The 15,050-nt window shown below is 71.6% G+C and carries 14 protein-coding genes; 8 read left to right on the top strand and 6 right to left on the bottom strand.

What is annotated here, in order from left to right; all coding sequences use genetic code 11:
• Positions 1-5: 5 nt before the first annotated feature.
• The 3 genes from ABZ865_RS25735 to ABZ865_RS25745 form a co-directional block, all read right to left on the bottom strand.
• Positions 6-221: a DUF397 domain-containing protein gene (locus tag ABZ865_RS25735; RefSeq protein WP_361234790.1), complete on the bottom strand. Its 216-nt coding sequence runs from the start codon at positions 219-221 to the stop codon at positions 6-8.
• The gene (locus tag ABZ865_RS25740; RefSeq protein WP_361234793.1) at positions 193-1,032 is read right to left on the bottom strand and encodes a helix-turn-helix transcriptional regulator; all 840 of its coding nucleotides are present in this window, start codon (positions 1,030-1,032) and stop codon (positions 193-195) included. The genes ABZ865_RS25735 and ABZ865_RS25740 overlap by 29 nt, the downstream gene beginning before the upstream one ends.
• Before the next feature lie 322 nt (positions 1,033-1,354).
• On the bottom strand, positions 1,355-1,939 hold the full coding sequence (locus ABZ865_RS25745) for a TetR/AcrR family transcriptional regulator (RefSeq protein ID WP_361234796.1): 585 nt from the start codon (positions 1,937-1,939) through the stop codon (positions 1,355-1,357).
• Between the two features lie 152 nt (positions 1,940-2,091).
• On the opposite strand from ABZ865_RS25745, the gene ABZ865_RS25750 reads away from it, so the two are divergent.
• Positions 2,092-2,946, top strand: a complete 855-nt coding sequence (locus tag ABZ865_RS25750) for a methyltransferase domain-containing protein (RefSeq protein ID WP_361234799.1) — start codon at positions 2,092-2,094, stop codon at positions 2,944-2,946.
• A 260-nt stretch (positions 2,947-3,206) separates the two neighbouring features.
• On the opposite strand, the gene ABZ865_RS25755 is transcribed toward ABZ865_RS25750, so the two are convergent.
• Positions 3,207-3,662: a carboxymuconolactone decarboxylase family protein gene (locus ABZ865_RS25755; protein ID WP_361234802.1), complete on the bottom strand. Its 456-nt coding sequence runs from the start codon at positions 3,660-3,662 to the stop codon at positions 3,207-3,209.
• Positions 3,663-3,844: 182 nt separating this feature from the next.
• Between ABZ865_RS25755 and ABZ865_RS25760 the strand changes: the two genes are divergently transcribed.
• The 6 genes from ABZ865_RS25760 to ABZ865_RS25785 all read left to right on the top strand — a co-directional run bounded on the left by ABZ865_RS25760 (position 3,845) and on the right by ABZ865_RS25785 (position 11,986).
• The gene (locus ABZ865_RS25760; protein ID WP_361234805.1) at positions 3,845-6,361 is read left to right on the top strand and encodes a tetratricopeptide repeat protein; all 2,517 of its coding nucleotides are present in this window, start codon (positions 3,845-3,847) and stop codon (positions 6,359-6,361) included.
• 102 nt (positions 6,362-6,463) lie between these two features.
• A complete protein-coding gene (locus ABZ865_RS25765) occupies positions 6,464-7,684 on the top strand; it encodes a DUF1343 domain-containing protein (protein WP_361234808.1) in 1,221 nt (406 codons plus the stop codon).
• Positions 7,685-7,732: 48 nt separating this feature from the next.
• On the top strand, positions 7,733-8,725 hold the full coding sequence (locus ABZ865_RS25770; RefSeq protein WP_361234811.1) for a GNAT family N-acetyltransferase: 993 nt from the start codon (positions 7,733-7,735) through the stop codon (positions 8,723-8,725).
• Positions 8,722-10,158, top strand: coding sequence for an extracellular solute-binding protein (locus ABZ865_RS25775; protein WP_361234814.1), 1,437 nt, complete (start codon positions 8,722-8,724; stop codon positions 10,156-10,158). Before ABZ865_RS25770 ends, ABZ865_RS25775 begins: the two co-directional genes overlap by 4 nt.
• A complete protein-coding gene (locus tag ABZ865_RS25780; RefSeq protein WP_361234817.1) occupies positions 10,152-11,111 on the top strand; it encodes a sugar ABC transporter permease in 960 nt (319 codons plus the stop codon). The genes ABZ865_RS25775 and ABZ865_RS25780 overlap by 7 nt, the downstream gene beginning before the upstream one ends.
• The gene (locus tag ABZ865_RS25785) at positions 11,108-11,986 is read left to right on the top strand and encodes a carbohydrate ABC transporter permease (RefSeq protein ID WP_361234820.1); all 879 of its coding nucleotides are present in this window, start codon (positions 11,108-11,110) and stop codon (positions 11,984-11,986) included. The genes ABZ865_RS25780 and ABZ865_RS25785 overlap by 4 nt, the downstream gene beginning before the upstream one ends.
• Before the next feature lie 9 nt (positions 11,987-11,995).
• On the opposite strand, the gene ABZ865_RS25790 is transcribed toward ABZ865_RS25785, so the two are convergent.
• Positions 11,996-13,204 carry an ABC transporter permease gene (locus ABZ865_RS25790; RefSeq protein WP_361234823.1) on the bottom strand — a complete coding sequence of 403 codons (1,209 nt, stop codon included), beginning with the start codon at positions 13,202-13,204 and terminating at the stop codon, positions 11,996-11,998.
• A gap of 155 nt (positions 13,205-13,359) precedes the next feature.
• On the opposite strand from ABZ865_RS25790, the gene ABZ865_RS25795 reads away from it, so the two are divergent.
• A complete protein-coding gene (locus ABZ865_RS25795; protein WP_361234826.1) occupies positions 13,360-13,962 on the top strand; it encodes a TetR/AcrR family transcriptional regulator in 603 nt (200 codons plus the stop codon).
• On the opposite strand, the gene ABZ865_RS25800 is transcribed toward ABZ865_RS25795, so the two are convergent.
• Positions 13,861-14,973, bottom strand: a complete 1,113-nt coding sequence (locus ABZ865_RS25800) for a YbhN family protein (RefSeq protein ID WP_361234829.1) — start codon at positions 14,971-14,973, stop codon at positions 13,861-13,863. The genes ABZ865_RS25795 and ABZ865_RS25800 overlap by 102 nt on opposite strands.
• Between the last annotated feature and the right edge of the window lie 77 nt (positions 14,974-15,050).

The following is a 15,050-nucleotide window of genomic DNA, read 5'->3' on the forward strand; positions in this document are numbered from 1 at the left end:
CCGGTCTAGCCCTTCACAGAGTTGACGAAGGCCGACCAGACCGGGGCCGAGAAGACGACGGCCGGGCCGGCGGGGCTCTTGCTGTCGCGGACGGGGACGTGGCTGGGGGCGGTGGTGTCGTTGACTTCGAGGCAGGAGCCACCGCTGCCACCGCTGTAGCTGGACTTGCGCCAACCTGGCAGCACTGATGCGTCAGGGATGGTGTGCTCGCTGCGCTGCATGCTCGTAATCCTCCGCGACGGACCTCAGCAGGTCCAGGGATTTACGGTGCGACAAGGAGTCGCCCAGCGCAAGATCGTAAATCTCCTGGCACTCGCGCACCGAGGACGGCAGTTCAAGGATGCGCCCGTTGTTCACACCTTCCGCATACGCGATGGGCGGCATCTCCTCGAACCACATCAGCGAGAGGAACCCCTCCAGCAGAGTGTGCGCGCCCACGGAGAACGGGAGTACGTGCACGTGGATGCGGCGGCACTCCCCCAACTCCACGATGTGACGAAGCTGCTCGCACATCACAGCGGGCCCACCGATCACACGCCGCAGCACCGTCTCGTCGAGCAGCGCGCAGAACTCCGGTGAGTGGAAGTTGTCGAGGATGCGTGCCCGGTCCAGGCGAGTGGCCAGGAACTGTTCGCACTCTCCGTCACTCTTGCGCGGATAGCTGGAACTGAACACCTCGTACGCGTACTGCTGCGTCTGCAGGACGCCCGGGACCAGGCTGGGTGCGTACTCCTTGATCGCCGTAGCCTGCCCCTCGAACTCCAGGGCCCCCTTGAAGTGTTCAGCAACCTTGCGCCCATCCAGCGTCGGCAGGAACCGCTCGAAGAACCCGCCCGCCCCCAGCACCTGATCCAGCCGCCGCGCGTCCTCCACGTCCGGCCTTCGCCGCCCCGCCTCGATATGGGCGATGTGCGTGCGTGACATCACCGCACGCTGGCTCAGCTCCTCCTGCGTGAGCCCCGCCGCCTCGCGCCTCCGCTTCAGTTCCTGCCCGTACTGCTCCCGCGACCGCGGATTGTCCTCGATGGCCACCGGATCAACTCCCCCTGGTGCACACCTCATTGTCACGCTCAGTCATCTATCGACGGTACCCAATCCCGCCTCACTCTGTGCATACATCGATACGGAAAGTGAAAGGCGCGGGCATGCAGGACGAGGACGAGGGCTTCATCAGCGCGCATCTGACGCTGAGGGTCTCCCGGGACGGTGGCCGGACGTGGGGCCCCAGGGTGACGTACCGGCCGCCGAAGGACTCCGCGCCGCTGGACCTGTCGGGGCGGTTTCCGCCGTGTGCGTGTCCTCGGTGCCGGGAGAAGAGGTGGTCGTAGCGACAAGGGCGAGCAGGTGCGGTCGGCTAGCTGCCCACCAGCACGGTCACCAGGCGCGTGATCGCGGGCCGGGGGTCGGGCGTGCCCGGCCAGCCGGTCATCAGCAGGTGGTGGGCGGTGCCGACGATCGCAAGGGCCACGGTGCCCGGGTCGACGGTCTCCGCCACCCGGCCGAGCCGCTGTTCGGCCTCCACATAGCCGGTGATGGCCTCCTGGATCGCGGCGAAGCCGGGCGCACCGCCCTCCAGGGCCTCGCGGATGCGCAGCGCGGCGCCGGGCCGGGCCATGGCGAGCCCCGATATGGCCGGGCCGCCGGAGTCGAACAGCGCGAGGGCGACGGCCTTGATGTTTCCTGCCACCGTGTGCTGCCCGGCGCGGTCCGACAGCGACCGCGCCTTCGCGGCGGTCCGCGCGAACCGGTCGAGACAGAGCTCGGCCACGAACTCGTCCATCCCCGCGAAGTGGGCGTGCAGCAGCCCCTTGGCGCAGCCTGCCTCGGTGGTGACGGCCCGGCTGGTGAGGGCGCCGGGGCCCTGCCTCTCCACGACGCGCTCGGCGGCTGCGAACAGCTGCTCGCGCACGTCCGGCGTCGCCACTCCGCGCGGTGACATGGGCCTCTCTTCCGTTCCGTCTCCGTCGCCCGCAAAGCGCGCAACCTGGCGGATCATAGCGGTCGTTGCGACTTTGGGCAGATGCCCATACCGTTTGGGCGTACGCCCATTATCCGTCGTCCACTCTCCGTCATCCATCACAGGAGGCACCCGTGCCCGACGTCGTCAACACGGAGCAGGCACACGCATGGAACGGCCCCGAAGGAAGCCATTGGGCCGCCAATCAGGACCGCTGGAACGCCGTGAACGACGGCTTCAACGAGCCGTTGCTCGACGCCGCCGCGATCACCGCGGCCCATCGGGTCCTCGACCTCGGCTGCGGCTCCGGGCGGACCACGCGCCTCGCGGCAGTCCGGGCGCCCAAGGGGCACGCGACGGGTCTCGACCTGTCCGGCCCCATGCTGGCCGAGGCGCGGACCCGCGCCCAGCGGGAGGGCATCGCCAACGCCTCCTTCGTCCAAGGGGACGCGCAGGTCCACCCGTTCGAGGCGGGCGCTTTCGACGCGGCGATCAGCCGCTTCGGGGTGATGTTCTTCGCCGACCCCGTGGCCGCCTTCGCCAACGTCGGCCGGGCGCTGGTTCCCGGCGGCCGTCTGGCGTTCGTCTGCCCGGCGGACGCCCTGCTCAACGGCGGGGTGGCGGCGATGGCCTCGCTGCGCGACATTCTGCCGGTCGGCGACTTCGGGCGGACCGGACTGCCCGGCATGTTCTCCCTGGCCGCCTCCGACCGCATCCACGACGTCCTCACCGCGGCCGGTTTCACCGGCGTCACCGTCCGCCAGGTACAGGCGGACTGCGTATGGGGGCACGGCGCCGAGGACGCGGCGGAGTTCCTGCTCGGCACCGGCCCTGGCCGCCACCTGATGGACCAGGTCGACGTGCCCGCGCAGACCCGGGCCCGCCGCGCGCTGACGGACCGTCTGCGCGCCCACGCGGCGGCGGACGGCCTCGTCCGGCTGCCCAGCACCTCATGGCTCGTCACGGCGGACCGCCCGGCCGATTCGTAGAACAGGCCGCAGGCGCAGGCAACTCAAGCCGGGCAGAAGAAGGATGACGTCCAGTCAGTCACGCAGTCAGGGAGCCATGGGCCACGCGGGTGATTCGTACAGGCAAGCGAGTGGTTCGGCAGTGCCGCCGACTCCTCCCGACTCCGTGACCGGTGCGCGGCAGGGCCAGTGCGCGACCCTGTGATCACGAACTGAAGGGAGCGGGGGCGAGGAGGGCGCCGGGGTCGGCGCCCTCCTCCGCGTGCCGGTGATCGGCGCGCTCAGCCCCACGCGCCGGCGATCTGCCGGGTCGTGGCGTTGAGGCGGTTGAACAGGTTGGTGACGCCGATCATCAGGACGATCGCGGCCAGCTGCTTCTCGTCGAAGTAGGTGGCGGCCGTGTCCCAGGTGTCGTCGCTCACCGCGTCGGGACGGTCGGCCAGCCGCGTCGCGGCCTCGGCCAGCGCGAGCGCCGCCCGCTCCTCCTCGGTGAAGTACGGGGCCTCGCGCCAGGCGGCGACCGTGGCCAGCCGCTCGTCGCTCACGCCGGCCTTGCGGGCCGTCTTGGCGCCGCCGTCGACGCACGCGCTGCAGCCGTTGATCTGGCTGACCCGCAGGTGCACCAGCTCCAGCGTCTGTCCGTCCACCCCGCCGGAGTGCACGGCCTTGAAGAGCGCCTGGATGGGCTGCATCGCGTCGGACAGGACGACGGCGGGGTTCTGCATACGAGACTGCATCTCGGTTCTCTCCTCTGTCGGTTCGTGCCCCGTTCCCCCGGGGTGTGACTCCATGACAGCCCGGACGGCTTGCCAGGACGACGGCGGTGGGACACCGTGGGACAGCTGAAACGGCCTTGAGCAGCGGGGACTTGGCCCGGGAGATTACTTCCGGGGTGGGACGGAGACGCGGGGGAACAGTGGTGGAGCACGAGCGGGCGGTGCGGACGGAGCGGGCGGAGCAGGCGGGGCGGATGGCCAAGGCCGGCCCGGCGGAGGAGCTGGCCGCGCGGCTGCGCCTGCTCCAGGAGCTGTCGGGGCGTGGCGTACGGGCCCTGGCGCGGGACACGGGCCTCAGCTCGTCGTCGCTGTCGCGCTATCTCAATGGCCAGACCGCGCCGCCCTGGCCCGCGGTGGTGGCCCTGTGCCGGCTCGTCAAGCGCGACCCGCGCCCGCTGCGCCCCCTGTGGGAGCGTGCCTCCAGCCCCCTGCCGGCGCCGCCGAGGATGAGCCGCGAGTCCCCTCCGCCGTCGCCGCCCATCGGGACCCCGCGCCCGCCCCGCAACGATCTGCCGCGCGACGTCCCCGACTTCACCGGTCGAGAGGCCCAACTCGCCGCCGTGCTCGCGGCGGTGGAGAGCAGCCGGGTGGTCGCCGTGGACGGCATGGCGGGCGTCGGCAAGACCTGCCTGGCGGTGCACGCCGCGCACCGGCTCACCGCCGACTACCCGGACGCCCAGCTCTACCTCGACCTGCACGGGTTCACCGAGGGGCGGCGGCCGCTCGATCCCGACCCCGCGCTGCGGGCGCTGCTCGCCGCGCTCGACGTCCCCTCCGAAAAAGTGCCGCAGGAGGGCGGTGTCGAGCAGTTGGCGGCGTGCTGGCGCTCGGAGCTGGCCGGCCGGCGGGCCGTCGTGGTCCTGGACAACGCCGCCGACGCCGACCAGGTGCGCCCGCTGCTGCCCGGCGCGGGCTCCTCCGTCGCCCTGGTCACCAGCCGCAACCGGCTGCTCGGCCTGGACGAGGTGCCCCCGGTGTCGCTGGACGTGCTGACGCCGGAGGAGAGTGCCGAGCTGCTGGCGCGCGCCAGCGGCGACCCCAGCGGCCCGGACGGCCGGCTGGCCCGCGAGCCGGAGTCCGCGGCCGAGGTGCTGCGGCTGTGCGGCCGCCTGCCGCTGGCCCTGCGGCTGGCCGCGGCCCGGTTGCGGCACCGGCCGGGATGGACCGTGGGCATCCTCGTCGAGCGGATGGCGGAGGGCGCGGACGAGTTCGACACCGCGTTCGCCATGTCCGTACGACAGCTGGACCGCTCCCAGCGCCGGCTGTTCCGCCTGCTCGGCCTGCTGCCGGGCTCGTCCTTCGACGAGTACGTGGCGGCGGCGCTGGCCGACCTGCCGCTGCGTACCGTACGGGCGATGCTGGAGGACCTGCTGGACGCGCACCTCGTCCAGCAGCCGGCGGCGGGCCGCTACCGCCTCCACGACCTGGTGCACCAGCACGCCCGCCGGGCCACCACGGAACAGGACACCCCGGCGGAGCGCGAGCAGGCCCTCGGCCGGGTCCTCGACTTCTACGTCCACGCGGCGGCCGCCGCGGACGCGGCGATGCCGTTCCCGTCCGCCGGCCGGGCGCCCTCCGCGGGCCGTCCCCCGGCCGAGCTGCCGCGCTTCGCCGACAAGGGCGCGGCCCTCGTCTGGTTCGGCACCGAGTACGTCAACCTGATGGCCGCGTTCGAGGCGGCGGTGGAGGCCGGAGCCGACACGCACGTGTGCGAACTCCCCCGATTCATGCGGGCCTACTTCGCCCGCCGCTGCGGCACGACCCACCTCAACCTCCTCTTCGAACACTCTCTGGCCGCCGCCCACCGACTCGGCGACCCGCTCCAACTGGCCGAGGCCCACAGCGACCTGGGCTTCGCCCGCTACAACGCGGGCCGGCTCCCGGAGGCGGGCGCGGCGTACGAGGCCGCCGCACCGCTCGTGTCCCAGACCGGGGACGTCAGGTCGGAAGCCGAACTCACCATGCGCCGCGGCTACTTGAAGTGGGACGCGGGCCACGTCGAAGAACCCCTCGAACTCTTCCGCCTGGCCGGTAAGTTGTACGCGGACGCCGACTGCCCGATGGGCGCGGCCCACGCGACCGCCTACGAGGCCTGGGCCCTGCTGCAACTCGGCCATCGTGAGGAGGCCGCCCGCCTGGCCCGCGAGGCCCTGGCCGTCCCCCATGCCGACACCGCCTGGCCCCCGGCCCTGACGGCCCGCATCACCCTCGGCGTGGCCATCGCCCACGACTCCCCCAACGAGGCGACGACCCACCTCCACCAGGCCCTCGCCCAGGCCCGGGAGGACGGCCACCAGCACAACGAGGCCTGGTGCCTCAACTGCCTCGGCGTCGCCCTACGCCACATGGGCCGCTACGAAGAGGCCCTGCACAGCCACCGACAGGCCTTCGCCCTCCTGGACGCACTCTTCGAGGACCACTGGAAGATCCACTTCCTCGACGCCTACGCCGAGACCTGCCGCCTCGCCGGCCACCCCGAGGAAGCCCTCCGCCTCCACCGCCAAGCCCTCACCCTGGCCCCCGAACTCGGCTACCGCTCCGCGGAAGCCCTGGCCCACGAGGGCATCGCGACGATCCTCGCCGAAACCGACCCGCCCGCAGCCGACGAACACCGAGCGGCGGCCCGAACCATCCTGCGGGACCTCGATCCGGGGCACTGACGCCGTGAAGCACCGGCCCGCGAGCCTCGCCGCGGGCCCGTGCGACAAGGGGTACATTTCGGACGATCGTTTCGAGATGTCACCGGCAGACGGGGCATGAGGATGAGCACGGACGACCGGGGTGCGGTGACGACCGGGGTCGCGCGGTTGCACGCGGCGCCCGGGCTTGCCGGGCGCGGGCGGCTCGGGCTGGTGACCAATCACACCGGTGTCCTCCCCGACCTGCGCCCGGCCGCGCCCGCGCTGCTGGAGGCCGGTGCGCGGCTGGTCGCGCTGTTCGGTCCCGAGCACGGGTTGCACGGGACCGGCCAGGCCGGCGAGGGCGAGGCCGCCCGGGCGGACGTGGACCCCGTCACCGGTCTGCCGGTGTACGACACCTACCGGTGCGACGGCGAGGACCTCGACAAGCTGCTGATCGACAGCGGGGTCGACGCCCTGGTGTACGACCTGCAGGACATCGGGGCCAGGTTCTACACCTACGTGTGGACCATGTTCGACCTGATGATCTCGGCGGCCCGTACGGGCGTACGGTTCGTGGTCGCCGACCGGCCGAATCCCCTCGGTGGACTCGTCAGCGAGGGCCCGCTGCTCGACCCGGCGTGGGCCAGCTTCGTCGGGCGGGCCCCGCTGCCGGTCCGGCACGGGCTGACCTGCGGTGAACTCGCCCGGCATCTCAATGCCTCCGCCGTGCCTCACGTGGCAGGCGGCGCGGCCGAGTTGACGGTGATCGAGGCGGCCGGCTGGCGGCGAGCCATGCACGCGGACGCCACCGGCCTGCCGTGGATCGCGCCCTCGCCGAACATCCCGACGCCCGCGACGGCCGCCGTCTATCCCGGCACCTGCCTGTTCGAGGGGACGAACGTCTCGGAGGGCCGCGGTACGACCCAACCCTTCGAGATCGTCGGCGCCCCGTACATCGACGCGCGGTTCGCGCCCTCGCTCGCCGAACTCGCCCTGCCCGGAGTGCACTTCCGTGACCTGTGGTTCGTACCGACCTTCCACAAACACGCCGGACGGCCGCTGCGCGGGGTCCAGCTCCACGTCACCGACCGCGAGGCGTTCGCTCCCGTACGGACCGCCGTCGCGATGCTCGCCACGCTGCGGCGGCTGTACCCGGACGACTTCGCCTGGCGCACCACGGACGGCGGAGCCGAGGGTGGCGCGGAGGGGACCGGCCACGGCCACCGTCCCTTCATCGACCTGTTGTGGGGGTCCGACCGGCTGCGTCGCGCCGTCGACGCGGGCGACGACCCGCTGCCGCTGTGCGACCCGCCGGCGCCGCCCGCCCGGTGGGCCGGCGACGAGGTGCTGCTCTACCCCTGAGGCCTCCTGCTGCGCTGTGCCGCTCCGCCCGGAAGGACGATCCCGTCGATGACCGATCCCGCGACGACGACATCCCGGGCCACGACGGTGCGTGGCTTTCGCGCCGGCGACGGTCCGCGGCTGGTGGACGCCTGGCGCCGGAGTGCGCCGGCCGATCCGATCACCCCGGACCGGTTCCGCTCCCTGGTGCTGCTCGACGCCAACTTCGATCCGGAGGGGCTCCGGGTCGCCGTCGACGGCGAGCGCGTCGTCGGCGCGGCCTACGCGGTACGGCGGCTGACGCCGATGACCGGCACCGACCTGGAGCCGGAGCAGGGCTGGATCCCGTTCTTCTTCGTCGACCCGGCCGCCCGCGGGCACGGCCTCGGCCGCCGGCTGCTGACCGACGCCCTTGATTGGCTGGGCGCCCACGGCCGCACCCGGGTGGACTTCTCCTCGTACACCCCGAACTACGTCCTCCCCGGTCTGGACGCCGAGGCGTACCCGGAGGCTGCGCGGCTCCTGGCGTCCCTGGGCTTCCGCACGCTGTACGAGGCGGCGGCGATGGACCGCGGCCTGGTCGGCTACCGCTTCCCGGAGGAGGTCGCGCTGCGGCTGGACGAACTGACGGCAGAGGGTTACCGGTTCGCCACCCCGTCCGACGACGATCTGGTGGACCTGGTCGCGCTCGCCGAGGATCACTTCAACCCGGACTGGACGCGCGCGATCCGGGAGTGCGTGGCCAGGGGCGGCGGCACGGCGCTCGACCGGATCGTCGTCGTCCGGGAGCCTTCGGGCCGCCTGGTCGGGTGGGCGATGCACGGCGCGTACGAGTCGGCGGACGAGCGGTTCGGCCCGTTCGGCGTGCTGGAGGAGACGCGCGGCACCGGGCTCGGCAAGGTCCTGCTGCATCTGGTCCTGGAGCGGATGCGGGCGCGCGGGGCGCACTCCGCGTGGTTCCTGTGGACCGGCGAGCGGTCGCCGGCGGGCCACCTGTACCGCAAGGCCGGTTTCACCACGACCCGGGTGTTCCGCGTGCTGCGCCGGGAGGCCGCACGATGACGCCGTCGCCCCGCCCGACCGGCGCCCGGGCGCACCGCGGCCTGAGCCGCCGTCACTTCGCGCTCGCCCTCCCCTCCGCCCTGCTCGTCTCCGGCGTCTCCGGCATCTCCGGATGCGCCGCGCCGCACCAGGGCACCGGGCGGCCCGGGGATCCGATCGTCCTCACCGTGCTCTCCCACTACGCGAGCGGCGAGCTCAAGGAGGCCCTGCAGGGGCCGGTCGACGAGTGGAACGCCACGCACGACCGGGTCAAGGTGCGCACGAAGGCCGTCGAGTTCACGGACCTGCTGACCACCTTCATGGTCCGGCAGGCGGCGGGCCAGGGCGCCGACATCCTCCACCCGTACTGCCTGTGGAACGGCCAGCTCGTCCAGGCCGGCGTCCTGCGGCCCGTCCCGTCCGAGCACGCCGAGGAGATCCGACGCGGCTACAGCGCGGCCGCGGTCGGCGCCGCCTCGGTGGGCGGCACGGTCTACGGCTACCCCACCGAGCTGCAGACGTACGCCCTCTACTACAACAGGCGGCTGCTGCGCGAGGCCGGCATCGACGGCCCGCCGCGCACCTGGCGGGAGCTGGAGGACGCGGCGTACCGCACCGCCAAGCGGGACGGGTACGGCAACACGCTCGTCCAGGGGTTCGGTCTTTCGACCTACGACGACTCCACCACCGTCGGCCAGACGCTCGCCCTGCTCAACGCCGCCGGCGGACGGTTCGTCTCCGCGGACGGCAGGCGCACGGCCATCGACTCACCGGCCGGCCGGGCCGTGTTCGACCTGGAGCACCGCCTCGTCGCCAAGGGTGCGAGCGCCCCCGGCGTCAACGTCTACAAGGCGTTCGCGTCCGGGCAGGTGGCCATGGTGGTGAGCGCCGGCTGGTGGACCACGAACCTGAAGGACCTGATGGGCCCGGACTACCGCGATGTCGGTGTCGCGCCCGTGCCCGTCCCGGAGGCGGGCGACCGGCGCGCCACGCTCTCCACCGGTTTCATGCTGGGGGTCAACACGGCCAGTAGGTTCCCGCATGAGGCCTGGGAGTTCCTGCACTGGCTCAACACCGAGAAGGTGAGCGTGAAGGGCGCCGGGAAGGCGGGCGTGAAGGGGACCGGGAAGAGCACGGGGCAGGGTGCCGGAAAGGGCGCCGGGAAGGCCGTGACGGCGACTCGGATGAGCGCTCTGCAAGTGTCCGTCGGCTCCCTGACCGGCCGCGCCGACGACATGCGGACGCTTCTGGGCGAGGGCGGCGATCCGAACCTGCACCCGTTCCTGGACGCGCTGGCGTACGCGGTGCCGGAGCCGAACGTGCCGGGCGCCCAGCAGGCCAAGTCGCTGCTGCGCAAGAACATCGAGGCGTTGTGGACCGGTCAGCGGTCGGTCGACGAGGCGCTGCGCGTCACCCGCCGTCAGGTCGATCAGGAGGTGTCGCGCTCATGGTGAACGCCACCCTGGCACCGGAGACGCCCGAGCGGGCGGCGCCCGACAGACCCGCCGTCGGCGTCCGCGGCCGCCATCGGCACCGGCGCCGACAGGCCGTCGTCGCCTACCTCTTCCTGGCGCCGACGCTGCTGTTCTTCGCGGTCTTCCTGATCCTGCCGCTCGGCTTCGCGCTGCTGCTGTCGATGTCCCGCTGGGCCGGGTTCGACCTCGGCGACATCGATCCGGTCGGCCTGGACAACTTCGCCGGCCTCTTCGCGGACGGATCGACGTTCCTGGCGCCGGTCCTCACCAACACGCTGCTGTTCGCCCTGGGCACGGTGGCCCTCGCGCTCGCGGGCTCCGTGCTCGTCGCGACCTGCATCGACAAGCTGCGGTTCCAGGGGCTGTGGCGCACCCTGTACTTCCTGCCGATCGTCACGACCGTCGTCGCCGTCGGCAACGTGTGGAAGTACATGTACGAGCCGGGCGGCCTGGTCAACGGGGTCCTCAACGCCCTCGGGCTCGGCTCGGTGGCGTTCCTCCAGGACCCGGACACCGCGCTGCCGTCGGTCGTGGTCGTCCAGGCCTGGGCCTCGGTCGGCTCGGCGATCCTCATCCTGACCGCCGGGCTGAAGTCCATCCCCGAGTCGTACTACGAGGCCGCCGCGCTCGACGGCGCCGGGCCCGTCACCGTCTTCTGGAGGATCACGCTGCCGCTGCTGCGGCCGTCCCTGCTGTTCGTGTGCGTCACCCAGTTCCTCACCGGGCTGCAGTCGTTCGCGCTGATCATCGTGATGACCAAGGGCGGGCCGGGCGACGCGACCAATGTGGCCGCGCTGGAGATGTACCGGCAGGCCTTCTCGTACGGCGACTGGGGCACGGCGAGCGCCGCCGCCTTCGCGCTGTTCGTGGTGGTCCTCGTGGTCACCCTGGCGCAGTTGTGGATCTTCCGGCGCAAGGGGGAGGACGCATGAGCCGCATGAGCCGCCGCCGTTTCCCGTGGCTGTCGTATCTGCTGGTCGTGACCGGCGCCGTGCTCACGGTGGTGCCGTTCGCCGACATGGTGATGACGTCCTTCAAGGGGCCCGACGAGGCGGGCACGCTGCCGTACCGGTTCTTGCCGAAGGCGTTCGACCTGTCCAACTACCGGGCGGCGATCGACCAGTTGGACCTGCCGGTGCTGTTCCGCAACAGCGTCGTCGCCACCGCCGCGATCACCGGGTCGGTGCTGCTCACGTCGTCGCTCGCGGGCTACGCGCTCGCCAAACTCCGCTTCCCCGGCCGGGACTTCATCTTCCGTCTGGTGCTGTCGACGATGATGTTCCCGCCGTTCCTCTTCTTCATCCCGCACTTCCTGATCCTGGTGCACTGGCCGCTGGCGGGCGGCAACGACCTGTTCGGGCGCGGCGGCGCGGGCCTGACCGTCAGCATCGTGGCGCTCGCCATGCCGTTCCTCGTCAACGGCTTCGGAATCTTCCTGATGCGCCAGTTCATGGTCTCGATCCCCGACGAGGTCCTGGAGGCCGCGCGCATCGACGGGGCCGGCGAGTTCGCCGTGTGGTGGCGGATCGTCGTACCGCAGACCAAGCCGGTCCTGGTGACGCTCGGGCTGCTGACCTTCGTCGACGCCTGGAACGAATACATCTGGGCACTGCTCGTCTCGACCGCCAACCCGGACGTGATGACCCTGCCGGTCGGCATCCAGCTCCTGCAGGACTACGTCGACCCCACCCGCACGCTGCCCATCGTCATGGCCGGCCTCGTCCTGAGCGTCCTGCCGGTCCTGACCTTGTTCCTGATCCTGCAGAAGTACTACATCCGGGGCGTCATGCTCAGCGGCCTCAAATAGGACGACGGATCACGCGCCCGCGGCGTGCCGGGCGTGCGAGTGCGCGTGCATACCGATGCGTACAGGTGAGGACGCGGGTGAGGACTCCTCGGGGGACGGCGGCACATGGGGCGTCGCGACGTCGCTCGCCGGACCCTCCGGACCCTCCGCACCCACCGTCACGCTCTCGTTGACGACGGGGCCTTTCACGACGGGGCCTTTCACGACGGGGGACGCACGGTGGCCGAACAGGACGGCTGCCAGTCCCAGCACGCTCCACAGGGTGAGGACGGCGATGTGGCCCGCGCTGTCGTTGCCGTGGAAGTAGGCCGTACCGCGCACGAGGCTCGCGCCGGCGCCCGGCGGCAGCCACTGGCCGATGTCGTCGACCGCCTTGGGCAGCAGCTCCGGTGCGGATGTGCTGCCGGAGAACGGATTGCCGACGAAGACCATGAGCGCCGCGCTCAGCCCGAGCCCCGCCGAACCCACGAGCGCGACCACGCCGGCAGTGGTGGCGCTGATGGCGAGAATGGTGAGTGCCAAGGAAGCCCAGGTCGCCAGATGTTCGTGCGGCAGCGCACCGAGAAAGCCCTCGGCGACCGCGTAGACCCCGAGGGCTGCCGCTCCGCTCATCACGATCAGGGCCATGAGCCGTGCCACAGGTCGCAGCCTCAGTGACATCGTGACGACCAAGGCGATCATGATGCTGCACATCGTCAGCGGCAGCAGCGCCGAACTGAAGACCACGCCCCGGGGGTCGTCCGCCGAGATCCGGACGACATCCACGGTCCGCACGCGGATCTGCGCCGGCTTTTCGGCGCGGGCCTTGCCTGCCTTGCTCCCCTTGGAGCGAGCGGACGTGCCGTGGGCGGATGCGGCGGCACGCTCCGCGGCCGCCTCGGACGCATGGGCGGCCAATTGCCGGCCTGCCTCGCCCAGCAACTGGGCGACGGCCGGGCTCGCGGCAGTGGCCTCCAGCACGGTGAGACTGCCGGGGGTGACGACGAAGGCGCCGTAGACGTCCCGCTCCCTGACAGCGGACCGCGCCGACGCCTCGTCGGGGTAGAGACGGAAGTCGAAGCCGCCCGGCTTGCTGTGCGCCAGGCCCTCGACCGCGCCCTGGCTCGCCGTACTCGTGCCCACGATCCCCACGGGCAGGTCACGCGGCGCTATGCGCGCCGCGGGCCACGCGTAGGCCATCACTGCCAGTGAGATCACCAGCGGCAATGCCACTGCCATGATGGCCACACGACGCCATGACTGGTTTCCCGCCAACGGGGTCCTCACGGTCTTGCCTCCCAAAAACGAATGATCGTTCTCCAGGAAACCAGTCTGCTAGGCTCGCCATCAGAGAGTCAAGACGAACATTCGTTTTTCTTTGGAGAGGATGCCCCATGCCGAAGGTGTCCCAGGAGTACATGGACGCTCGCCGTACCCAGATCCTGGACGCGGCCCGACGCTGCTTCCTGCGCGACGGATTTCACTCGACGTCGATGCAGGACCTGTTCGCGGAGTCCGGGCTCTCGGCCGGCGCGGTCTACCGGCACTTCGCGAGCAAGGACGAGATGATCCTGGCCATCGCCGAAGAGAACATGCATGAGGTCCTGACGCTGGTCCACACCGTCGCCACGACTCGGCCCAGTGGTTCCGTGGGGGCGGTGCTCGCTGAGGTGCTCGACCTCGTGGCGGCCCGGGCCGCGGAACACGACGTCGCACGGCTGGCCGTGCTGGCCTGGTCCGAGGCCCTGCGAAACCCCACGCTGGCCGGGCAGTTCAGCACCCTGCTGACCCAGATGCGTTCCGACCTCGCGGAGGTCGTACGAGGACACCAGGAAAGCGGTGCCCTGCCCAGGGAGGTGACCGCCGAGTCGATCGCCGCCGCGCTGGTCTGCCTCCTACCCGGCTACATCCTCCAGGTGGCCATGCTCGACCCCACCCTCGTGGAGGGGATCGGCGACGCGGTACGGGCTATGTGGCCCGATCCGGCCACGTCCTGACCGGCTCCGCCGTCGGACGAGCAGGACCGACCACCCGGCGACACCGATCAGTCCCGGGTTGAGGGTCCGGTAGAGAAGATCGGCGGCCGTGGCGGCCGCCATCGGCATTCCGCCGTGATGCAGCGTCAGGACCAGAGCCGCGTCGAGCGGGCCGAGTCCCGCGGGCAACAGAGGGAGAGCCGACGCGGCCGTCATCGCGGCGACGTAGGCGAGCAGCACCTTGTCCGAGCCCGGGGCCGAGCCCACCGCATGGCACACAGCGAGCACGCACACGAGATCGCCGACCCAGTTGATCAGGGCGGCGCCGAGCCCCAGAACCCAGAAGCGAGCCGGCGGCCGCATGGCAGCCAACTCCTCCAGCAGACGATCGGCCGACGTCTGCCTGCCCTTGCCGCGCCGCAGTCTCCGCCACACGCGAAGCAGGGCGCTCACCGGCCGGCGCAGCACATGGGTGTGCCGGACGAGCGCGAGCGCGGCGACGGTGACGGCACAAGCCGCCGCAACCTGCAGGGCCGCCCCTGTGATCCGGGCTCTGTCCCCGGCCAGAGTCCCGCCGATGCCGGCCAGCATGACGAGTGAGACCGTGCCCAGAACACCGGTGACGGCATGGGTGAAGCCGATCAACGGCACACTGGCGCCCCAGCTGCGCATACGCCGTGTCCGGTAGGTGATCGACACCAGGCTGCCGCCGGGCAGAGTCGCGCTGAGCGCGTTCCCGGCGAACACGGCGGCAACCGCGGCGCGCAGTCGCACGCGCAGCCCGCCCGTACTCAGCGCCAGGCGCTGCAGCCGGGCGAAGGCCGCCATCGACACCATCTCCGCGGCGACGGCCAGCAGGAACCAGGCGGGTCGAGCCTGGGAGAGCTGGTCTGCCGCGCGACGCGCGTAGGGCGCGACGAACGCCAGCTCGACACACAGCAGCGTCACGAGGGCGCCCATGGTGAGCGCGACGCGTCGTCGCGAGCGGTCGTGTCCGCGCTCGCCCGGCTCGGTGTGGTGCGAGCCGCTCATCGCCGCACCGGCCACTGGGGAAGCGAGTGCGCCAGGCCCTTCGGGTGCACTTCCCGGGCGGTGCCCTGATCGCCGTC

The organism is Streptomyces sp. NPDC047085, from assembly GCF_040643735.1.
Lineage (GTDB): Bacteria > Actinomycetota > Actinomycetes > Streptomycetales > Streptomycetaceae > Streptomyces.